Source organism: Vibrio sp. HI00D65 (genome assembly GCF_001635455.1).
Taxonomy (GTDB): Bacteria; Pseudomonadota; Gammaproteobacteria; order Enterobacterales; family Vibrionaceae; genus Vibrio.
Window position 1 is genome coordinate 1 of the sequence record NZ_LWEH01000613.1, and the last position, 21,548, is coordinate 21,548.

Sequence of the window (21,548 nt, forward strand, 5' to 3'; positions counted from 1 at the left end):
CGGTAGCTAAGTTCGGAATCGATAACCGCTGAAAGCATCTAAGCGGGAAGCGAGCCCTGAGATGAGTTTTCCCTGGCGCTTTAAGCGTCCTAAAGGGTTGTTCAAGACTAGAACGTTGATAGGCAGGGTGTGTAAGCGCTGTGAGGCGTTGAGCTAACCTGTACTAATTGCCCGTGAGGCTTAACCATACAACACCCAAGGGGTTTTGATGGACTCAAAAATACAAACGCTTGAATGAGTTTGAAGAGACAAGACTTTTAATAAGCTTTCCAGATTATTTTGCCTTCAGTTTTTAAAGAAGCTGAAAGTAAAAGCAAAATTTTGCTTGGCGACCATAGCATTGTGGACCCACCTGATTCCATGCCGAACTCAGAAGTGAAACACAATAGCGCCGATGGTAGTGTGGGGCTTCCCCATGTGAGAGTAGGACATCGCCAGGCTTTAATTTCGTTACTTGCATAACAAGTAGCAACCTCAACAGTGCACTAAGCTGTTGATGACAATTTGTTGGAGGGATGGCTGAGTGGTCGAAAGCACCGGTCTTGAAAACCGGCAACCGTTAATAGCGGTTCTAGGGTTCAAATCCCTATCCCTCCACCACCATTAGAAAGCCCGCTGAGAAATCAGCGGGCTTTTTTCTTATCTGCGATATATAAATAAAAAAGGGAAGAGCACTAAAGTGCTCTTCCCTTCTTAGGATTGAAAGTAGTGACAACTAGTCCGCTAAATACTTACCTTCTGCGACTTGCCAGAACGCTCGAATTAGAGGGTTATCTAGCTGCGCTCGCTTACAACATACGCCTAACTCAAATGGCTTGATGGGCTCTATCTTTAAGCGGCTTACTTTATCTCTTACTGGGCTATTGTTTATGACCACATCGGGTGCGATACCAACCCCACACCCTAGCGCTACCATACTTACAATTGCCTCATGACCTGACACTTGTGCATATATGTTGGGTTTAATCTTCATCTTCTTAAACCATGCATTTGCACGCTCACGAGCGGTGCCCGCTTCAGGGATGATAAAAGGGACTTTATTCCAGTTTGGTTTGTCGGATTGCAGTTGTTGACCAAAGCTACTGACACCAGATGGGATGATGACAGATAGTGGTATATCACTAATGGTTTCGAATTCTAACCTTGAAGGGAGGATGTCTGGTTTCGCTGAAATCGCGATATCCGCTTCGTCATTTAATATTTTATCGATAGATTGAGCTGGATCGCCCGTCGAGAGCTTGAACTCAATATATGGATGAATAGCTCTGAACTCGGTAATTAATTCAGGAAGATGGCTATAGCTTGCAGTCACGGAGCAAAATATCCTGATCTCACCCTTTAACTCTTGTTCACCACCTTTTAGGTGAAGGTTATATTGCTGCCATTCTCCAACAATACTCAACGCTACTGGCAATAGGTGTTTTCCTGCTGGAGTGAGATCAACGCTTCGATTATCCCTGATAAGCAGTTCCTGTCCTGTTTCTTCCTCAAGCTTTTGTACCTGACGGCTCAGTGCTGAAGGGCTGACATGCATGGCTGCAGCGGTTTTGCTGAAACTCTTGCTATCACATAAATGTATAAACAATTGTAGAGATTTTATGTTCATGTTCTGTGATCTTTTCCATGTTGCATTTATTGCAATAACTAATTGTGAATATATCACTTTCAGCAACGGAATGTCTGTTTTAGTATGAAGTCATTCGATAGAGAGATATCGACCTTACGGACTTATTTTTAAAGGAGTGCCTCAAATGGCTAACTATTTCAATACATTAAACCTTCGTGAACAACTAGACCAACTAGGTCGTTGCCGCTTCATGGATCGTGAAGAATTTGCGACAGAAGCTGAATACCTTGAAGGCAAGAAAATCGTAATTGTTGGTTGTGGTGCTCAAGGCCTTAACCAAGGTCTAAACATGTGTGATTCAGGTCTAAACGTGGCTTATGCTCTACGTCAGGCAGCGATTGACGAGCAACGTCAGTCTTACAAAAACGCAAAAGAGAACGGTTTTGAAGTAGATAGCTACGAGAAGCTAATTCCTGAAGCGGATCTAGTAATCAACCTAACTCCAGACAAACAACATACTAATGTAGTTGAAACCGTAATGCCTTTAATGAAAGAAGGCGCTGCACTAGGTTATTCACACGGCTTCAACGTAGTTGAAGAAGGTATGCAAATCCGCAAAGACCTAACGGTTGTAATGGTTGCACCTAAGTGTCCAGGTACTGAAGTACGTGAAGAGTACAAGCGTGGTTTTGGTGTACCAACACTAATCGCTGTTCACCCAGAGAATGACCCTAAGGGTGAAGGTTGGGATATCGCTAAAGCTTGGGCTGCTGGTACAGGTGGTCACCGTGCAGGTTGTCTAGAGTCTTCTTTCGTTGCTGAAGTTAAATCTGACCTTATGGGTGAGCAAACAATTCTTTGTGGCATGCTACAAGCTGGTTCTATCGTATCTTACGAGAAGATGGTTGCTGACGGTATCGACCCAAGCTACGCTGGTAAGCTTCTACAATACGGTTGGGAAACGATCACTGAAGCGCTTAAGTTTGGTGGTGTAACACACATGATGGACCGCCTATCTAACCCAGCTAAAATCAAAGCATTTGAGCTTTCTGAAGAGCTAAAAGACCTAATGCGCCCGCTTTACAACAAGCACATGGATGACATCATCCAAGGCGAATTCTCTAGCACTATGATGGCTGACTGGGCAAACGACGATGCGAACCTACTAGGCTGGCGTGAAGAGACAGGTGAAACAGCATTCGAAAACTACCCAGCTTCTGATCTAGAAATCTCTGAGCAAGAGTACTTCGATAACGGCATCCTACTTGTTGCTATGGTTCGTGCGGGTGTTGAGCTAGCGTTCGAAGCAATGACAGCATCTGGCATCATCGATGAGTCTGCATACTACGAGTCTCTACATGAGCTTCCACTAATCGCAAACACGGTTGCTCGTAAGCGTCTATACGAAATGAACGTAGTAATCTCTGATACAGCTGAATACGGTAACTACCTATTTGCTAACGTAGCAACACCACTACTACGTGAGAAGTTCATGCCTTCAGTATCAACAGACGTAATCGGAAAAGGCTTAGGTGAAACATCTAACCAAGTAGATAACGCTCGTTTAATTGAAGTAAACGAAGCTATCCGTAACCACCCAGTTGAGTACATCGGCGAAGAGCTACGTGCTTACATGAGCGACATGAAGCGCATTGCAGTAGGCGGTTAATTCCTTAACTCGATAGCATTAAAAAAATTTAAAGAGCTCCAAAAACGGAGTCATAAATAAAAACACAACATCTAATTAAAAGGCTTGGTTGCCGTTGACCAAGCCTTTTTTGTTTATTTGGGAAGCATGCAAGCGCTGTCGGGAGCCGCTCCCTGAAGGCTCGGGTGCATAAAAAAGGGCTGACGTTTTCACGCCAGCCCACTTATCATTTCTTGCTTGAGTGCTTACTTGTCTGCAAGTTTAGCTTCTAGCTCTGCAAGCTTTTGTTCCATTTCAGTCAGCTTTTGACGAGTGCGTAGTAGTACTTGGGTCTGAACATCAAACTCTTCACGGCTTACAACATCTAGTTTGTTTAGCTGGCCTTGTATAACTTGACGAACTTTCTGGTCTACGTCTGAACCCAGTTCTTTTACTGGCTGAGGCATAGAGTCGTGGATCTGCTTAGCAATTTGCTCTAGTTTTTTTGGATCAAACATATCGATTAAAACTCCTGACTATTTATCACTATTCTATTTAATCACACTTGATATGTCGCCTATCGTGCATAAAAAAGGCCACCGAAGTAGCCTTTTTAATTATTTTACGACTCAGCGATTACTTGTTGTCTGCTAATTCTCTGTGTGCTGCTTTTGCTTCATCGACGCGAGCTAGTTTTTCTAGATCTTTGTCTTCAACAAATACAGGAAGAGGTTTGTGTTTTTCAGCTAGGTAGCTGTAAATCACTGGCAGTACAAATAGCGTAAAGATAGTACCAATCGCTAGACCTGCAACGATTACAATACCGATACTAAAACGCTGAGCTGCACCCGCACCACTTGCGTACATTAGTGGGATTAGGCCCGCGATCATAGCTGCCGTTGTCATCAGGATTGGACGAAGACGAACTTTCGCCGCTTCCATTACCGCTTCAATACGAGTTTTGTGGTGATGCAGCTGTTCTTCTTTTGCAACTTCACAGATCAAGATACCGTGCTTGGTAATCAGACCGACCAGCGTGATCAAACCTACTTGTGAGTAAATGTTCATCGTTGCCGCGCCCCAAGCTAGAGCAATTAAGGCACCACAAATCGCCAGTGGTACAGATACCATGATAACCAATGGATCTTTTAGAGATTCGAACTGAATCGCCAGTACTAAGAAGATGATTGCTAGCGCCAAACCAAAGGTTGCGTAAAGTGCGCTACCTTCTGTTACGTATTGACGTGCTTCACCCATGTAATCGTGGTTGTAGCCACTTGGTAGCTTGTTCGTTGCCGTATCTTCAAACCACGCAATCGCATCACCCATGGCTGCGCCCGGGGCTGGTACTGCACCAATCGTTGCTGAGTTCAATTGGTTAAAGTGAGGAAGAGAGCGAGGCTCTGCCACAACATCAATCGTAATTAAACTGCCCAGTGGCACCGCTCTGCCATCTGCAGCACGAACGTAGTAGTTATTCATCGATTCAGGGTTCAAACGGAACTTACGCTCTACCTGAGGGATAACCTCATAAGAACGACCGTTTAAGTCGATACGGTTTACGTAGCCATCAGACATCATTGTACCAAGTGTGATACCAATATCTTGCATGGTCACACCGTATGCGCCTGCTTTGTCTTTATCGATGTGTACCTTCATCGTTGCTGAATCGTAGTTCAAATCAAGATCTGAGTAAACGAACAGTGGGTTCGATGCTACATCAGCCAAGATGTCAGTAGTGATTTGGAACAAGCTTTCAAAACTGTTTGGTGTTGTAATAACAAACTGAATTGGAAGGCCTGAACCGGCACCTGGAAGTTCAGGCATTTGGAACGCCGTTACTGACATTCCTGGTACGTCTTTTACTAGCTCACCTACGCGGTTAGTCACTGCTGACTGGCTTTCCTTACGTTCACTCCATGGAACCATAGATGCGATACCAAACGCTTGGTTTGCATTTGGCACACCAGTAAACACCTGTGCGTACGCCACTTCTGGCTGATCAGACAGAATCGTGTTTACGTCGTTCATGGTATTTTGCATGAAGTCTAAGTTTGCGTTTGATGGTGCTGTACCCATCAGCATGACTACACCTTTATCTTCAGAAGGTGCTAACTCACTTGGGATAAACTTAAACAGCATCGGTAAGCTGGCAAATACGATAACCGCAAAACCAATGAATACCGGGCGATGGTTCATTACCGCACCAAGCATACGCTCGTAACGGTTAGTCATACCATCCAGTACGCTATGTACCTTTTTTTCAAACTTGCTTGGCTCTGCATGAGCTTTCAGCATTTTTGAACACATCATTGGCGACAGCGTTAATGCCACGATACCAGATACAAATACTGAACCCGCTAGGGTTAATGCAAACTCTTTAAATAGTGAGCCTGTGATACCACCCATCATCGCGATCGGCGCGTATACCGCGCCTAGCGTTAATGTCATTGCAATAACTGGTACCGCAATTTCACGAGTACCGATGATTGCAGCACGGAAAGGGGATTCCCCGAGTTTGATATGTCGGTCGACGTTCTCTAGCACGACGATCGCATCATCTACTACCAGGCCGATGGCGAGTACCATTGCTAGTAGCGTCATCAGGTTCCAAGAGAAGCCCATTGCCTGCATTACCATTGCCACACCAATCAAAGACAGTGGGATAGTAACGATAGGGATCAGTACCGCACGGAAAGAACCTAGGAACAAGGTAATTACAACCAGTACGATTAATGCTGCTTCAAGGATAGTCTTGATAACCTCTTGAATCGATTCGTTAATCGCAATCGTTGAGTCATACATTACGTTCATTGAGATGTTGCTTGGTAGGTTCTTCTCTAGCTGAGGAAGAAGCTCAAGAACATCGGCTGCAATGTTGATCGGGTTAGCACTTGGTGCCGCGTTAATCGCTGCAACAACCGCTTCCTGACCGTTCGCACTTGCACGGTACACATCGTGGCTTTTCTCTAGAGAAACCTTAGCAATGTCAGATAGACGGATGATTTCGCCTTCACCGCTTCGTACTACAAGATTCTCTAGTTCTTCAACGTTAGATACTTGGGTATCAGCACTGCCGTTGTAGAGAACGAACTCACCAGTTGCCTGACCGGTTGCCGATTGGTAGTTGTTGGCATTCAGTACCGACATCACATCGCTAGCGGTTAGATTAACTGCAGCCATTTTTGACGGGTCTAGCCACACGCGTAGTGCGTATTTCATACCACCGTATAGATCAACCTTCGATACACCGTTTACCGTAAATAGCTGCGGGTTGATTACACGCTCTAGATAATCGGTAATTTGGCTCGAAACCAACTCATCACTAGTAAAACCAATGTAGAGTACCGCTGTCGTTGAACCGGTCGACATGGTTACGGTTGGATCTTCCGCTTCTTTTGGAAGCTGAGAACGAACCGAGTTTGTCTTGGCCAGTATGTCAGATAGCGCTGCATTCGGGTCGGTGTTCAACTTCATGTTAACGGTAATCGTAGAGCTACCGAGTACAGAAGATGAAGTCATATAATCGATGTTATCCGCTTGTGCCACAGCCTGTTCGAGGGGCTGGGTGATAAAGCCTTGAATAAGATCGGCACTTGCACCGTAGTAACTCGTGGTCACGGTTACGACGGTATTCGTCATTTCAGGGTATTCACGCACCTGCATTTTGAAGATTGCTTGTAAGCCAAGCAGAGCAATCAAAAAGCTGATGGATACCGCTAGAACTGGACGTTTAATAAAAACATCAGTAAAGCGCATTATGCCTCCAGTTACAGCTTAGGTGTTTCAGTTGGTGGTGTGATTGCATCACTTTCCACAACCTTAACTTTGGCACCGTTACTCAGACGTACTTGGCCAGAAGTCACAACGGTATCGCCAGCTTTCACACCTTCAAGGATGTGTGCGATATCAGCAGTGCGTTCACCAACTTTTACAACATGTTGAGTAACGCGTTGAACACCGTCTTCTTCATTCAGGATGTAAACATTGTCACCGTATAGAGTGAAAGTAATCGCTGTTTGAGGCAGGGTTACTTGGTTCTCTAGTTTAGGCAGAATGATGTTAGCGCGAGCAAACATACCGCTACGAAGCTTGCCATCATTGTTTGGAATGTCTGCTTGAACTTGAATAAGACCGCTTTGTACGCTAACTGCTGGTTCAATAGCGCTGATTGATCCTTCAAATGGGATTTCAGGATATGCGTCAACGAAGATATCAACCGCTTGACCCACACTGATGCGAGAGATGTCAGTTTGAGATACTGTGAAGCGCAGGCGCATTACACTGGTGTCTTCTAGACGAACGATATCTGTACCTGATTGTAGGTACTGGCCTAGGTAAACGTTACGGATACCAACGGTGCCATCGAATGGTGCGCGAATTTCACGACGATCGATAGACGCTTTTAAGCTCTCAATATCAGCCGAAAGAGAGAAGTAGTTTGCTTCTGCTTCGTCATAAGCTTCCTTAGAGATAGACCCTTTTTTGAATAGGCCTTGGTAACGCTTGTACTTCGCTTTTGCAGCAGGTAAGCGCGCTTCAGAACTTTTTAAATTCGCTTTCTCAACATCAGAATCTAAACGAACAAGTTGCTGACCGTTTTTAACTTCAGTGCCTGATTCGAAAGAAATTTGGTCGATTACACCACTGGTTTCATTCGCTAGAGTTACACCTTGGTTTGGTTCGATGAAGCCGATAGCTTCAATCACAGGGACCCAGTCGATCGGCTGAACTTCAGTAACGGTGACAGGAAACTCTGGTTCAGGGCGATTTGCCAAGTATTCCGCTATTTTTTGTTGCTTGAACATGTTAAACCCAATAACGCTGCCGAAGAGTAATACAGCGATGAGTAACATGAAGAAAGTCCACTTTTTCATTATGGTCAAAACTCCGATCTAGTGTGTAATTATTGCGTCCCAACTGGCTTCTATTGCTGCTTCTAATGCGGCCTCATCCATTTGGTAAAATCCTAAAGAATGCTTTCGCGCTAGAGAAACACTAGCCGCTAAGCTCAACCCGCTTAATACTTCGTTATGAAGCGGTTTAAACAACCCTTGCTCTTTCCCCTCATTAAATAGCTGCTCAACTTGGTCAAACATTTTCCGTTCAAGTTCCCTGAAGTTTAGGCTATTTGTGATGGGTAGAGCCTCATACTGGACCCGATTTTTAATCGCAGCCAAGTTCGTTCCTGCTAAGTTCCATATGTTAAGCCACATGGTTCTATAGCGTTGCTTGATTGGATCTGAATCGTTCACGCCTTCTTGAACAGCATCAGCTACTCGTTGAGTTACGAGTACACAAACATCAGCAATCAAGTGTTCTTTATCGTCGAAGTAGCGATATATCGTCCCCGCAGCGACTCCAGCTTCCTTTGCAAGCTTTTGCATCGACAGACCTTGAAAACCGACGTCAGCAATCAGTTTTTCTGCAGCAGAAAGTATTTGCTGGCGTTTGTCACTATGTGTATGAATTGTCATATACTTATCACCCCAGCGAATGAACGTTCATTCATTATAGCCTAATAACTAGACTTATGTGTAACCCCCTTTTGTATGAATGATGTAAATTCTTCAATAGGAGAACGTAGCATTCGTGATGTTGCAGCATTACTATAGGCACGCAACTAATTTGACCTTGTAAAAACAGATAGAGAACCAAATGAAACTGAACCCCAGACAAGATGAAGCCGTGAAGTATGTTTCAGGACCCTGTTTAGTATTAGCAGGCGCTGGATCAGGCAAAACACGTGTTATCACCAATAAGATTGCTTATTTGGTTCAGGAGTGTGGCTACAAGGCGCGTAACATTGCGGCGGTAACCTTTACTAATAAAGCAGCGCGTGAGATGAAAGAGCGTGTAGGGCAAACTTTAGGTAAAGGTGAAGCGAAAGGACTTATCGTTTCGACGTTCCACACTATGGGTTTGACCATTATTCGTCGTGAGTACAAAGCACTGGGCTTAAAAGCGGGCTTCTCTCTGTTTGACGACCAAGATCAGTTAGCGCTGTTAAAAGAGCTAACTGAAAGACAAATTGATGGCGATAAGGACTTATTGCGTGCATTGATGAGTGCGATTTCGAACTGGAAGAATGACATGCTGACGCCAGATCAGGCCAAAGCGCGTGCTCAAGGTGAGCAAGAGCAGTTGTTTGCGTTCTGTTTCGAGATGTATCAAAAGCAGATGAAGGCCTACAACGCCCTCGACTTTGATGATTTGATTGCACTACCAGTATTATTACTCAAAACCAATCAAGAAGTGCGTGAACGTTGGCAGTCACGTATTCGCTACCTACTTGTGGACGAATACCAAGATACCAACACCAGCCAGTACGAATTGGTTCGCCTACTGGTGGGAGAGCGTGGCCGCTTGACGGTTGTGGGTGATGATGACCAATCTATTTACTCGTGGCGTGGTGCTAAACCGCAAAACTTGGTGTTGCTCGGTGAAGATTACCCAAATCTTCGTTTAATCAAGCTAGAGCAAAACTACCGCTCAACCAGTCGAATCTTGCGTGCAGCGAATATCCTGATCGCCAATAACCCGCACGTGTATGAAAAGTCTCTATTCTCTGAGATCCCCGATGGCGAAAAGCTGAAAGTATTGAATGCCAAGAATGAGGAACATGAGGCCGAGCGTATTACTGGTGAGATCATCGCGCACAAGTTTTTGAATCGTACTGAGCATAAAGATTACGCGGTGCTCTACCGTGGTAACCACCAATCTCGTTTGATTGAAAAAGCGCTGATGCAGAACCGTGTGCCTTATAAGATCTCCGGCGGCACCTCGTTCTTCGCTAGAGCGGAAATTAAAGACATCATGGCTTACCTGCGTGTGCTGGTGAACCCTGATGATGACAACGCGTTCCTACGTATTGTAAACACGCCTCGCCGTGAGATCGGCCCGGTGACGCTAGAGAAGTTAGGTAGTTACGCCAACATGCGTGGCAAGAGCTTGTTTGAGGCTAGCTTCGAGATGGGCTTAGAGCAAACCCTAACAGGTAGAGGCTTAGAGAACCTGCGTCGATTCACTGATTGGATCGTTCGTATCTCGGATAATGCAGAGCGTGGCAATACCGTAGATGCGGTTCGTGCTTTGGTACGTGATATTAACTACGAAGATTGGTTATACGAAACCTCAGCAAGCCCGAGAGCGGCAGAGATGCGTATGAAGAACGTGTCTGATCTCTACAGCTGGATTGTGGCTGACTTAGAAGGCGACAATTACGATAAAGAAGAGAAGTCGCTACGTGAGGTTGTGCAACGCTTAACCCTGCGCGACATGATGGAACGAGGTGAAGATGATGACGATGCTGACCAGGTACAGTTAATGACACTACACGCATCGAAAGGCTTGGAGTTCCCATATGTTTATTTGATGGGAACAGAAGAGGGCATCTTGCCGCACCAAACCAGTGTTGATGAAGGTAACGTTGAGGAAGAGCGTCGCCTGATGTATGTGGGCATTACTCGAGCGCAGAAAGAGCTGACTTTTACTAAGTGTCGTGAACGTCGCCAGTTTGGTGAGTTAATTAAACCAACACAAAGTCGTTTTCTTGATGAATTGCCACATGATGATGTGGAATGGGAAAGTGTGAAGAAGCCACAGTCTGCTGAAGAGCGAATGGAGAAAGGGCAGGCGCACATTGCCAATATTCGAGCGATGTTCAATAAGAAGTGATGTTCTGTTTTAAATAGCATTATATAGAAGACAATAAAAAGGTGACCTGATGGTCACCTTTTTTGAATTTGGCATTTTTAACTATAGCTCAGCAAATTACAGACCAGCAATCATGTGCTCGATAGCATCTTTGATTTCGTCGTCTGAACAGTCCATACATGAACCTTTTGCTGGCATCGCGTTGAAGCCATTGATTGCGTGGTCAGCTAGAACATCGCGACCTTGGGCAATACGAGGACCCCAGTCACCAGCATCACCTTTTTTAGGTGCGCCACTTACGCCAGATGCGTGACAAGCGATACAAAAGGTACCATAAACTGTTGCGCCATCACGAGGGCCTGTTGGTTCAGCGGCTACTGGCTCACTGCCGACTAGGTATACTTGACCAACTGGTTTGATGCGCTCAGCAATTGCATCTTGCTCTGCTTCACTTAGGCCTGAAGCCATTGCACCAGTTGAGAAGGTTAAAACTGCGATAACAACGCTTAAAATCCGACGAGATATATCCATTAAACTCACTTTACATTCCCAAGGTAAGTACATGCTTACCAAATTATAGTGTTGGAGGGGTGTTTTGGCTTTAACCACTAAAGAGCAACTGTTAAACCAATGTAAATAATGGGTGATTATATCCCGATAAGTTGTTGCAATAAACAACAACTTATAAGCTGTGGCGGGTTGTAGTACTCAAATAAGGGGTTTATCACATATTAACTGTCGAAAAAGAGACCAAACAGAAAAAAAAGTTAAAAAAGTACTAGACGGCATTGGGTGATATACGTATTATTCCACTCCGCCGACAGGGCATGCGCCTGTAGCTCAGCTGGATAGAGCGTTGGCCTCCGGAGCCAAAGGCCGAAGGTTCGAATCCTTTCAGGCGCGCCATCCGGTCACTTACTTAGGTAAGTAAAAAATTGGCAGAAAAAGAAATTATGGTGGCTATAGCTCAGTTGGTAGAGCCCTGGATTGTGATTCCGGTGGTCGCGAGTTCGAATCTCGTTAGCCACCCCATTCTTTCTTTACAAATTATCGGTAGCTTCGGCTTCCAGTGTTGATTCATTATCCCAAGAATCGATATAAAACTAGTCGGTGAATAGCGCAGCTTGGTAGCGCATCTGGTTTGGGACCAGAGGGTCGGGGGTTCGAATCCCTCTTCACCGACCACTATTTCAATAATCGTTCATTAAGCGATTATACAAAAAATTAGTGGTGGCTATAGCTCAGTTGGTAGAGCCCTGGATTGTGATTCCGGTGGTCGCGAGTTCGAATCTCGTTAGCCACCCCATTAATTTTGTCGGTGAATAGCGCAGCTTGGTAGCGCATCTGGTTTGGGACCAGAGGGTCGGGGGTTCGAATCCCTCTTCACCGACCACTATAAGAAAGCCTCGTCAGAAATGACGGGGCTTTTTTTCGTTTAGTATTTAGAGCATTTGTGACTTGAAGGGTGTTGGCTTGAGAGCTAACTCGATCGAACCCACTATAAATAGCTTTAACTAGAGCTATCCGTGCCATAAATGCGGTACAAGAAAAATAACCTCTTAGAAGTGTCGTACGTTCAATGTGACCGCTCTTTTCCTCAGCTTTCTCCCCACAAAACCACAATTCATTAAACCGGTCGATCTATATCTAATTTCATATAATCTAATGACTGATAAATTCGACAGGTTGATAGGTTTGGTCTAAAGACTTTTACGAAAAATGAAACCTAATCCCAAAACTGTCGATTAATGGCCGTATTTAGCATTTTTCCCCCTCCCAAATCGCCGAAAATTCCAACTAATTTATCCATCTGCTTGTTTTGTTATCTCATATTTCTCTAGCCTATATTAGTGGTTGTAAATATGGCTCAAACAACCCTATTTAGTTGTTCTGTTTGATATAAATAGATAAATTAGATTATGTTTCTATAGTGTTAATTGTTTTTTGGAATAATTATTTGTTTTTGATGATTGGTAGTGAGATCTGCTCTCAACCATGGCTTTAGCTTTACAAGTAAGTTGTGGCAAGGGTTTTGTGAGTGTTTATTACCACTAGTATAATGCTGTTTTTTCTTACTATATGCCTTTGTGATGAATAGTTATGTGTTGGTTTTGCTTGTTAAGCGTTTAATGTCGACTTTTTATCCTATTTTTGTTGATTTTCTGTGAATTATTTGCCAAATTGTCAATCGTATAAAATATCAGAACAATATTCTGGTAAGAATGGATTCAATTTTGCAGACAGGGCAGAAAGCTGCCAAAGCAGTAGAGGTCTGGTAATGTCACTTTTAGAAGTAAAAAATCTTCGTATCGAATACCCATCTCGTCATGGAGTTCACGCCGCAGTTAAATCGCTTTCGTTCAATATTGAACGTGGTGAAATTGTTGGTGTTGTAGGCGAATCTGGTGCTGGTAAGTCAACGGTAGGTAACGCGGTTATCGATCTGTTGAGCCCTCCTGGTCGCATTGCTAGCGGCGAGGTATTTCTGGATGGCGAAAAAGTCTCTGGCTTATCTCCTGAACAGATGCGCTCTGTTCGCGGCTCAAAGATTGGTTTTATCTTCCAAGATCCAATGACGTCTCTTAACCCTCTATTCACCGTAGAACAGCAGTTAAAAGAAACGATTCACGCCAACATGAAGGTTTCCGATCAAGAAGCCTATGAGCGCTCCCTCGACTTGATGAATCAAGTTGGTATCCCACAGCCAGAAAACCGCTTAAAACAGTATCCTCACCAATTTTCTGGTGGTATGCGTCAGCGTGTGGTTATTGCGATTGCATTGGCTGGTGAGCCTGACCTTATCATCGCAGATGAACCAACCACCGCACTGGATGTGTCTATCCAAGACCAAATCTTAGGTTTGATTCGCGATCTATGTATTAAGAAAAACGTAGGTTGTATGTTGGTAACGCACGACATGGGTGTGGTATCTAACGTAACCGATCGCGTAGCCGTAATGTATCGTGGTGATTTGGTTGAGTTTGGCCCAACAGCTAAAGTGCTTGGTACGCCAGAACACCCATACACACACAGCTTGATCTCTGCGGTTCCGCGTTCAGACCGCAAACTCGATCGTTTCCCACTGGTGAGCTACATCGAAGAAGCGCACGAGATGGAACCACTTGATGTGAAAAATCACTGGTTGGGTCAAAGCCAAGATCACCGTGATTACACAGGCCCACTATTAAATGTTGAAAACGTAAACCTGCGTTTCACCACTAAAGATTCATTCTTTGAGAGCCGTCGTGAGTACGTTCAGGCGTCAAACAACGTGAGCTTTGAAGTACATGAAGGCGAGACGTTTGGTTTGGTGGGTGAATCAGGCTCAGGTAAATCAACGATTGCTCGTGTAATTGCTGGTTTGTACGCGCCAAACTCGGGCAAGGTAACGTTTGAAGGCGTTGACCTGACTGGCCTGAAATCTGAAAAAGAGCGTCGCCCTATGCGTCGCCAAATGCAGATGGTTTTCCAAAACCCTTATACATCAATGAACCCTCGAATGAAGATATTCGACATCATTGCTGAACCTATTCGATTCCATAAGCTTACTCGCAACGAAAGCGAAACTCGTCAGATTGTTAATGACCTGCTAGAGCACGTTGGTTTAGGTAAAATGGCTGGGGTGAAGTACCCACACGAATTCTCAGGTGGTCAACGTCAGCGTATTTCTATCGCTCGCGCTTTGGCGACTCGCCCACGTCTTTTGATTTGTGATGAACCAACATCGGCACTGGATGTGTCGGTACAGGCTCAAATCCTTAACCTACTAAAAGACTTACAAGACGAGTTAAACCTAACCATGCTGTTCATCAGTCACGATTTACCGGTTATTCGCCAAATGTGTGACCGTGTTGGTGTGATGCAGATGGGGACACTATTGGAAGTTGCGCCTACAGAGCAGCTATTCCAATCACCTCAGCATGAATACAGCAAACAACTGATTTCTTTAATGCCTGAATTTACAGGTTTGAGAGAAGAAAAAGCAGTGGCACAAGCCGCGGTATAAAATCAGCAGGCTGGAGTTTAGCTTGCTAACAACAATAAACAGACGCAAATACAACAACTAGGGATCTGGATTCCCGCATGAAGGAGTTATGCAATGAAAACCATGAAAAGCAAATTAGCAGTAGCTTTGATGGCAGCTGGCCTAAGCTTTAGTGCAGCAGCAGCAGATATTACCGTTGGCTATGCAGCTGACCCAGTATCACTTGACCCGCACGAGCAGCTGTCTGGTGGCACACTGCAAATGTCTCACATGGTGTTTGACCCTCTAGTACGTTTCACTCAAGAGATGGATTTCGAAGGCCGTCTAGCGACAAGCTGGGAGCGAATTGATAATGAGACTATGCGCTTCAATCTTCGTAAGGGAGTCAAATTCCACTCAGGAAATGCATTTACAGCTGATGATGTAGTTTGGACTTTCGAACGTTTGAAGTCTTCGGCAGATTTCAAAGGCATCTTTGGTCCTTTGGTATCTTTGACTAAGGTAGATGACTATACCGTTGAAGTTAAGACTGATGGTACGTATCCATTGATCGAAAATGTGGCGACCTATATTTTCCCAATGGACAGCAAGTTCTACTCTGGAAAAACTGCAGACGGAAAAGACAAATCTGAGTTGGTTAAGCATGGTAACTCCTTTGCATCAACCAATGAGTCTGGAACGGGTCCTTTTATCATCAATTCTCGTGAACAGGGTGTTAAGGTTGAGTTTGAACGTTTCGCTGATTACTGGGATAGCGCTTCAAAAGGTAATGTCGACAAGCTTACGCTTGTGCCAATTAAGGAAGATGCAACGCGTGTCGCTGCTATTCTTTCCGGTGATGTTGATATGATCGCGCCTGTTGCACCAAATGATTACAAGCGAGTTAAAAATGCTGATGGTGTTGATTTATATACAATGCCTGGAACGCGTATTATTACCTTTCAAATGAACCAAAACAGTAATGAGGCACTGAAAGATGTGCGCGTTCGTCAAGCGATTGTTTATGCGATTAACAACGAAGGTATCGTTAAAAAAATCATGAAAGGTGCGGCTACTGCAGCTGCGCAACAGAGCCCTGTGGGATACGCTGGCTATAACGAAGAACTAAAACCTCGCTATGATGTTAAAAAGGCAAAAGAGCTGATGAAAGAAGCGGGCTATGAAGACGGCTTTACGCTAACTATGATGGCACCAAATAATCGTTATGTGAACGATGCTAAGATTGCGCAAGCAGCGGCGGCAATGCTATCTAAGATTGGTATTAAAGTTGATCTTAAGACTATGCCTAAAGCGCAGTATTGGCCTGAGTTTGATAAGTGTGCTGCTGATATGATGATGATTGGTTGGCACCCTGATACTGAAGACTCTGCGAACTTCTCTGAATTCCTCACGATGACTCGTGATGAAGCTACAGGTAAAGGTCAGTATAACTGTGGTCACTACTCAAATTCTGAAATCGATAAAGTAGTTTTAGAAACGAATTCAGAAACTGATCTTGTTAAACGAAGTGCGATGCTGAAGCAAGTTGAAGCCGTCCTATATGATGAAGCTGCGTTCGTACCACTTCATTGGCAAGACCCTTCATGGGCAGCTAAGAGTAACGTTGAGATTGGTCCAATTATCAACGGCATGAACTTCCCTTACTTCGGTGATCTAGTTGTAAAATAACCTAGCTTGCGAGAATCGAGAGCCTGAAGCTTTCAGGCTCTCAAACTGTTAAGAAATAGATTTAAGTTTAGGTATTTGGTCTTCCTTCAGTCTGGCTAAATACCTTTTTTAAGACTGAATTTTTGTTATCTGGTCGCGGATTTTGATTAGATAATCATGGATAGATAAGGGGCAAGGAATGGTTACGTTTCTGGTCAAGCGCCTGTTTCAGGCACTGATAGTGATGTTTGTGATCAGTTTGGTGGCGTTTGCCATTCAGGATAACCTGGGCGACCCGTTGCGTGAGTTAGTCGGTCAATCTGTGTCAGAATCGGAGCGTCAAGCGCTGCGTGATGAACTCGGCTTAAATGATCCCTTCATTACAAAATACACTCGCTTTGTAGGCGCAGCTCTACAAGGTGATCTTGGTACTTCATATTTCTTTAAACGCCCTGCAGTGGACGTAATCTTAGATAAGCTGGTGGCGACGCTTGAACTTGTGTTTGGCGCTTCTCTGATCATCGTTTGTCTGTCGATTCCACTAGGCGTTTATTCAGCAATACACCCAAAAAGTTTCTTCACTAAGCTGGTGATGGCGGGCAGTAGTATCGGTATCTCTGTGCCTGTTTTCTTAACGGCAATCATGTTGATGTACGTCTTCTCAATTGAACTTGGCTGGCTGCCGTCGTTTGGCCGTGGTGAAACTGCAAACTGGTTTGGCTGGGAGTCTGGTTTCCTAACGCTAGATGGTCTTGCACACTTAGTTCTGCCAAGTATCGCGCTTGCATCGATCATGCTACCGCTTTTCATTCGTCTGGTTCGCTCAGAGATGCTAGAAGTGCTGAGCTCTGAGTACATCAAGTTTGGTAAAGCGAAAGGTCTGGAACTGAACAAGATTTACTACCAGCACGCTCTGAAAAACACAATGCTGCCTGTACTAACGGTAGGTGGTGTTCAGATTGGTACTATGGTGGCTTACACCATTCTTACTGAAACTGTATTCCAGTGGCCGGGCACCGGCTTCCTATTCCTTGAAGCGATTAACCGAGTGGATACACCACTGATTACCGCATACGTTATCTTCGTTGGTCTTATCTTCGTAGTAACGAACACCATTGTTGACCTGCTATATGGCATCATTAACCCAACAGTGAACATCACAGGGAAAGGAGCATAATCATGGAACAAACTACAACAGCTCCATCTCGTTGGGAGCGATTTAAGCAGTCAGATATTCTGTACTACTTCTTGCGTGACAAAGTGGCAATGTTCAGCTTTGCTGTTTTCACTGCTTTCTTGGTGATGGCATTGGCGGCACCTATTCTCGCGCCAACAGACCCATATGACGTGACGTCTATCGACATCATGGACTCTGAGCTACCACCGTCTTGGATGGAAGATGGCGAAGAGCGTTTCTTACTGGGTACCGATGAGCAGGGACGTGACATTCTATCGACTATGCTTTATGGTTCGCGATTATCACTGACCATTGGTTTCCTAGCGGTAGGCCTACAACTGACGCTTGGTATCATCATTGGCTTGTCTGCGGGTTACTTCGGTGGCCGTATTGATAGCTTCTTGATGCGTTTTGCTGATGTTCAGCTCTCGTTCTCAACCATGATGGTTGCGATCATTGTCTCGGCTATTTTTAAGGCGAGTTTCGGTAGTGACTTCTACGCGCAATATGCGGTAGTGATGCTGGTGGTGATCATCGGTATTGCCGAATGGCCACAATATGCTCGTACGATTCGTGCATCGGTATTGGCTGAGAAGAAGAAAGAGTATGTAGAAGCAGCACGCGTGATGGGTTTCAGAGCGCCGCGCATCATGTTCCGTCATATTCTACCGAACTGTTTATCACCAATTTTGGTTATCTCTACGGTACAGGTGGCAAATGCCATCATGTCAGAAGCGGCACTTTCTTTCCTAGGTTTAGGCCTACCGGTAGACCAACCGTCACTAGGCGCACTAATCAGTACTGGTTTTAACTACATTTTCTCTGGTGCATGGTGGATTACAGCCTTCCCTGGTATCGTATTGGTGACGCTAGTACTGGTGATCAACCTTCTAGGTGACTGGTTACGTGACGTGTTTAACCCTAAAATTTATAAAGGGTGATAGCTTGGTTTGATTTTTAGTAAAAAAAAATCACTAAACTAAGAGCCGTAAGCAATTACGGCTCTTTTTTTGCTTAATGGATCTTGAACTAAGTATCATTGATTGTGTCAATAGTACTTAAAATGGAATTTATGTTTTATCAACATTAATTCGGTAACAATTAACCCGTGAGGGTTTAAGTGGTGGTTATGAAATTGACAATGAATGATGTATGTCGTGCTGTGACTAGAAATTATCGTATGGGGCTTATTGCTGCATCCCTCTTGGTATCGAGCCAAGTTAATGCAGAATCGGTTTTATGTGATGCTACTCAGGCAAGTACCAATCAATTACCACAGCTAGAGCAATCATGTCCGATCGGTAAGGGTGTTTGGGGGAATAAAGCGCCTAAACGTCATTCAGATAACGAGCTGTTTTGGGTTCAATGTGGCCTGTTGAACAAGCCTTTGTCACTGAGCCAAGCAAAACCTCTTTACGGCAAAATTTCGACCAACGTATGGATGAAACCTGAGGGTGGTGATTATCGTTGCTTGATTGGCCCTTACTCTACATTTTCAGATGCAAGAAAAGATCTAGCTCAGGTTCGTAAGGTGTCAGGTTATGGAGAAGCCTTTATTCGTATGGTTGATAAGTCGCAGACCTCATCACAACCTATCGTGGCAAAGGCGGCCGAGCCTAAAGCAGCAAAACCGACACCGGTTAAGGCGCCTGTAAAACCTGCAACTAAGCTAGCAGCGAAACCCGTAGCAGCGAAGCCAGCGGCAACAGTCACCAGTGCGGCAGCCATTCAGGCATTACCAAGTGGTGGCAAAAATTCAGATAATGATCTAGAGATTGAAGTTCGCGTGACGACAAATTTTGCCGGTAGCCAATATGCGATCCCTTACTTGCTAGACCATGAGCAGCAGTTCTACATGGAGCAAGGTAAGCCTTGGAGTCGTTTGGATTATGGTAGTGCAGAGCTGGTATGTAATAAGATCAACATGAAGCTGATGACTGAAAAGCAATGGCAGAGCATCCTCGGATCAAGAGTGATGGAAAACCAGAATTGGCCAATGCACCTACCTTATTGGGGAGCGGATAAGAAAGGCCTGTTCACCAATGGTAACGTAAACCAACTCAAAGGCTCTTCATTACTTAACGTGATGTGTGTGAAGTAACACGTTGGATTGAAACCTTACTTAAGCCTCAGCGATTGCTGGGGCTTTGTTGTTTTTAGACCTTGTTATTTAAAGGTTAGGACATGCTGTTAAGTAGTCTATAGGAAGCCGATGGCAGACACCTTCAAATGAATTTGATCAAAAAGCACTAAAAATTGCTCAAATAGTGCAGTTGATGCGTAGAAAACCATAACTCAGCAACAAGGTGATTGAGATTATGAGTTTGAAAAAACGATTAGAAGATGTGGCTCCTAGCTTCGAAGCGGGGGGGAAGTACGAGAAGCTCTACCCAGTGTATGAGGCATTTGCGACCATATTTTACACGCCAGGGAATGTGAACCGAGGTATAACCCATGTCCGAGACAGCATTGACCTAAAACGGATTATGATTCTGGTGTGGTTAGCCACTTTCCCCGCGATGTTTTGGGGTATGTACAACGTAGGCCATCAATCCGTGATGGGGTTAACGGCTACCTACTCCAGTGCCGAGCTGGCTTCTATCATTGATAGTAGTTGGCGCCTATCGTGGGCGTTTGGTGATACACAGTCGTTAGTAGCAAGCGGCTGGGGAAGCCAGATGTTTTTGGGAGCGCTCTACTTCTTACCTGTTTATGCCACCGTATTTGTGGTCGGGGGATTCTGGGAAGTTTTGTTTGCCGTTGTACGAAAACACGAGGTGAATGAAGGCTTTTTTGTTAGCTCGGTATTGTTTGCACTTATTCTTCCGCCAACCATCCCGCTGTGGCAAGCCGCTTTAGGTATCACCTTTGGTATTGTCGTTGCCAAGGAGTTGTTCGGTGGCACAGGGCGAAACTTCCTCAATCCTGCACTGGCGGGGCGAGCGTTTCTTTACTTTGCTTACCCTGCCAACATGTCCGGTGGCTTGGTATGGGTTGCCGCTGACGGCTATTCAGGAGCGACACCGCTCAGCCAATGGTATGAAGGTGGTGGCTCATCGCTTGTCAATAACATGACTGGTGAGGCAATTACTTGGATGGATGCCTTCATCGGAAACATTCCAGGCTCGATGGGCGAAGTGTCTTCACTGCTTATTATGCTGACCGGTGTGATTCTGATTGTCATGAAGATAGCGTCTTGGCGTATTGTGGCTGGTGTGATTGTTGGTCTTGTAGTGACGTCGAGTCTATTGAACTGGATCGGATCGGATACTAACTCAATGTTTTCGATGCCGTTTTACTGGCACTTTGTACTAGGTGGCGTCGCGTTTGGTACCTTCTTCATGGCTACCGACCCTGTATCTGCAGCGTTCACTAATAATAGTAAATGGGCCTACGGGATCCTGATTGGCGTAATGACGGTTGGTATTCGAGTACTCAACCCTGCCTATCCAGAGGGCATCATGCTCGCAATCTTGTTTGCGAACCTGTTTGCTCCGTTATTTGATTTCATTGTGAAAGAACAGAATATTAAGCGTAGGCAAAAACGCATGGCGCGTTAATCTACTAAAGAAAAAGGCTTGCCTATGTGCAAGCCTTTCTATTGATAAAGAAACATAAAAGCCATTCAACTCCACTTCAAATCAATCTCGAATGGTTGTGTACTACCACAGTGCTCACCACACATCTCATCGTAAGCGCTGTTATGTATCAGCGTTGCTGACGACACGCCTTGATCACTGAAGTGGTCACGCGCTTGGTTGACACTCAAAAATTTCATCGGGTGCTGGTGGTCGTCTTTAATTAATCGCTTTTGCTCGCCAACGACTTGGTAAGCTAAGTAAATTCCGCCTTCAAATGATTCAATTAGTAGATTCATCACAAACTCCAT

Annotated in this window: 15 protein-coding genes, 6 tRNA genes and 2 rRNA genes; 16 read left to right on the forward strand and 7 right to left on the reverse strand. The window is 44.7% G+C overall.

The features are described from left to right. The 3 genes from A3712_RS24990 to A3712_RS25000 all read left to right on the forward strand — a co-directional run. Positions 1-188, forward strand: a 23S ribosomal RNA gene (locus A3712_RS24990); the annotation flags it as partial. Positions 189-324: 136 nt separating this feature from the next. After that, a 5S ribosomal RNA gene (gene rrf / locus A3712_RS24995) occupies positions 325-440 on the forward strand. A gap of 69 nt (positions 441-509) precedes the next feature. Further along, positions 510-600: transfer RNA gene (locus tag A3712_RS25000), tRNA-Ser, on the forward strand. Between the two features lie 115 nt (positions 601-715). On the opposite strand, the gene ilvY is transcribed toward A3712_RS25000, so the two are convergent. Then, entirely contained in the window at positions 716-1,606 is an 891-nt protein-coding gene (gene ilvY, locus A3712_RS25005) for an HTH-type transcriptional activator IlvY (protein WP_063525404.1), read from the reverse strand. 145 nt (positions 1,607-1,751) lie between these two features. Between ilvY and ilvC the strand changes: the two genes are divergently transcribed. Then, on the forward strand, positions 1,752-3,236 hold the full coding sequence (gene ilvC / locus A3712_RS25010; RefSeq protein WP_063525405.1) for a ketol-acid reductoisomerase: 1,485 nt from the start codon (positions 1,752-1,754) through the stop codon (positions 3,234-3,236). A 224-nt stretch (positions 3,237-3,460) separates the two neighbouring features. On the opposite strand, the gene ubiK is transcribed toward ilvC, so the two are convergent. The 4 genes from ubiK to A3712_RS25030 all read right to left on the reverse strand — a co-directional run bounded on the left by ubiK (position 3,461) and on the right by A3712_RS25030 (position 8,671). Then, positions 3,461-3,712, reverse strand: a complete 252-nt coding sequence (ubiK, locus tag A3712_RS25015) for a ubiquinone biosynthesis accessory factor UbiK (RefSeq protein WP_004740921.1) — start codon at positions 3,710-3,712, stop codon at positions 3,461-3,463. A gap of 118 nt (positions 3,713-3,830) precedes the next feature. Beyond that, the gene (locus tag A3712_RS25020) at positions 3,831-6,953 is read right to left on the reverse strand and encodes a multidrug efflux RND transporter permease subunit (protein WP_063525406.1); all 3,123 of its coding nucleotides are present in this window, start codon (positions 6,951-6,953) and stop codon (positions 3,831-3,833) included. Between the two features lie 11 nt (positions 6,954-6,964). After that, positions 6,965-8,071 carry an efflux RND transporter periplasmic adaptor subunit gene (locus A3712_RS25025; protein ID WP_063525407.1) on the reverse strand — a complete coding sequence of 369 codons (1,107 nt, stop codon included), beginning with the start codon at positions 8,069-8,071 and terminating at the stop codon, positions 6,965-6,967. Positions 8,072-8,089: 18 nt separating this feature from the next. Beyond that, a complete protein-coding gene (locus tag A3712_RS25030) occupies positions 8,090-8,671 on the reverse strand; it encodes a TetR/AcrR family transcriptional regulator (protein ID WP_063525408.1) in 582 nt (193 codons plus the stop codon). Positions 8,672-8,852: 181 nt separating this feature from the next. Between A3712_RS25030 and rep the strand changes: the two genes are divergently transcribed. Next, positions 8,853-10,871 (forward strand): DNA helicase Rep, encoded by a 2,019-nt coding sequence (rep, locus tag A3712_RS25035; RefSeq protein WP_063525409.1) that lies wholly within the window; start codon positions 8,853-8,855, stop codon positions 10,869-10,871. A gap of 96 nt (positions 10,872-10,967) precedes the next feature. On the opposite strand, the gene A3712_RS25040 is transcribed toward rep, so the two are convergent. Beyond that, positions 10,968-11,381, reverse strand: coding sequence for a c-type cytochrome (locus A3712_RS25040; RefSeq protein ID WP_063525410.1), 414 nt, complete (start codon positions 11,379-11,381; stop codon positions 10,968-10,970). A gap of 298 nt (positions 11,382-11,679) precedes the next feature. Between A3712_RS25040 and A3712_RS25045 the strand changes: the two genes are divergently transcribed. The 11 genes from A3712_RS25045 (at position 11,680) to A3712_RS25095 (ending at position 21,219) form a co-directional block, all read left to right on the forward strand. Continuing rightward, positions 11,680-11,756 (forward strand) — tRNA-Arg (locus A3712_RS25045). A gap of 50 nt (positions 11,757-11,806) precedes the next feature. Further along, positions 11,807-11,882, forward strand: a tRNA-His gene (locus tag A3712_RS25050). A 76-nt stretch (positions 11,883-11,958) separates the two neighbouring features. Next, a tRNA-Pro gene (locus A3712_RS25055) sits at positions 11,959-12,035 on the forward strand. A 45-nt stretch (positions 12,036-12,080) separates the two neighbouring features. Continuing rightward, positions 12,081-12,156, forward strand: a tRNA-His gene (locus tag A3712_RS25060). 10 nt (positions 12,157-12,166) lie between these two features. Continuing rightward, positions 12,167-12,243 (forward strand) — tRNA-Pro (locus A3712_RS25065). Between the two features lie 885 nt (positions 12,244-13,128). Further along, on the forward strand, positions 13,129-14,856 hold the full coding sequence (locus A3712_RS25070; RefSeq protein WP_004740930.1) for a dipeptide ABC transporter ATP-binding protein: 1,728 nt from the start codon (positions 13,129-13,131) through the stop codon (positions 14,854-14,856). 93 nt (positions 14,857-14,949) lie between these two features. After that, complete coding sequence (locus tag A3712_RS25075) at positions 14,950-16,503, forward strand: ABC transporter substrate-binding protein (protein WP_063525411.1); 1,554 nt, start codon at positions 14,950-14,952, stop codon at positions 16,501-16,503. A gap of 178 nt (positions 16,504-16,681) precedes the next feature. Further along, positions 16,682-17,659 carry an ABC transporter permease gene (locus tag A3712_RS25080; RefSeq protein WP_061033080.1) on the forward strand — a complete coding sequence of 326 codons (978 nt, stop codon included), beginning with the start codon at positions 16,682-16,684 and terminating at the stop codon, positions 17,657-17,659. Positions 17,660-17,661: 2 nt separating this feature from the next. Then, positions 17,662-18,600: an ABC transporter permease gene (locus A3712_RS25085; protein WP_063525412.1), complete on the forward strand. Its 939-nt coding sequence runs from the start codon at positions 17,662-17,664 to the stop codon at positions 18,598-18,600. Positions 18,601-18,788: 188 nt separating this feature from the next. Continuing rightward, entirely contained in the window at positions 18,789-19,760 is a 972-nt protein-coding gene (locus A3712_RS25090) for an SPOR domain-containing protein (RefSeq protein ID WP_063525413.1), read from the forward strand. 217 nt (positions 19,761-19,977) lie between these two features. Beyond that, a complete protein-coding gene (locus A3712_RS25095) occupies positions 19,978-21,219 on the forward strand; it encodes an NADH:ubiquinone reductase (Na(+)-transporting) subunit B (protein WP_063525414.1) in 1,242 nt (413 codons plus the stop codon). A 65-nt stretch (positions 21,220-21,284) separates the two neighbouring features. On the opposite strand, the gene A3712_RS25100 is transcribed toward A3712_RS25095, so the two are convergent. Then, positions 21,285-21,536, reverse strand: a complete 252-nt coding sequence (locus A3712_RS25100) for a DUF6482 family protein (RefSeq protein ID WP_050644461.1) — start codon at positions 21,534-21,536, stop codon at positions 21,285-21,287. Between the last annotated feature and the right edge of the window lie 12 nt (positions 21,537-21,548).

Excerpts from the sequence above, each read along its gene's own strand:
- A3712_RS25085 (WP_063525412.1), top strand. The coding sequence starts at position 17,662 with ATGGAACAAACTACAACAGCTCCATCTCGTTGGGAGCGATTTAAGCAG.
- A3712_RS25020 (WP_063525406.1), bottom strand. The coding sequence starts at position 6,953 with ATGCGCTTTACTGATGTTTTTATTAAACGTCCAGTTCTAGCGGTATCC.
- ilvC (WP_063525405.1), top strand. The coding sequence starts at position 1,752 with ATGGCTAACTATTTCAATACATTAAACCTTCGTGAACAACTAGACCAA.
- A3712_RS25030 (WP_063525408.1), bottom strand. The coding sequence starts at position 8,671 with ATGACAATTCATACACATAGTGACAAACGCCAGCAAATACTTTCTGCT.
- rep (WP_063525409.1), top strand. The coding sequence starts at position 8,853 with ATGAAACTGAACCCCAGACAAGATGAAGCCGTGAAGTATGTTTCAGGA.
- A3712_RS25075 (WP_063525411.1), top strand. The coding sequence starts at position 14,950 with ATGAAAACCATGAAAAGCAAATTAGCAGTAGCTTTGATGGCAGCTGGC.
- A3712_RS25090 (WP_063525413.1), top strand. The coding sequence starts at position 18,789 with ATGAAATTGACAATGAATGATGTATGTCGTGCTGTGACTAGAAATTAT.
- ubiK (WP_004740921.1), bottom strand. The coding sequence starts at position 3,712 with ATGTTTGATCCAAAAAAACTAGAGCAAATTGCTAAGCAGATCCACGAC.
- A3712_RS25025 (WP_063525407.1), bottom strand. The coding sequence starts at position 8,071 with ATGAAAAAGTGGACTTTCTTCATGTTACTCATCGCTGTATTACTCTTC.
- A3712_RS25095 (WP_063525414.1), top strand. The coding sequence starts at position 19,978 with ATGAGTTTGAAAAAACGATTAGAAGATGTGGCTCCTAGCTTCGAAGCG.
- A3712_RS25080 (WP_061033080.1), top strand. The coding sequence starts at position 16,682 with ATGGTTACGTTTCTGGTCAAGCGCCTGTTTCAGGCACTGATAGTGATG.
- A3712_RS25070 (WP_004740930.1), top strand. The coding sequence starts at position 13,129 with ATGTCACTTTTAGAAGTAAAAAATCTTCGTATCGAATACCCATCTCGT.
- ilvY (WP_063525404.1), bottom strand. The coding sequence starts at position 1,606 with ATGAACATAAAATCTCTACAATTGTTTATACATTTATGTGATAGCAAG.
- A3712_RS25100 (WP_050644461.1), bottom strand. The coding sequence starts at position 21,536 with ATGAATCTACTAATTGAATCATTTGAAGGCGGAATTTACTTAGCTTAC.
- A3712_RS25040 (WP_063525410.1), bottom strand. The coding sequence starts at position 11,381 with ATGGATATATCTCGTCGGATTTTAAGCGTTGTTATCGCAGTTTTAACC.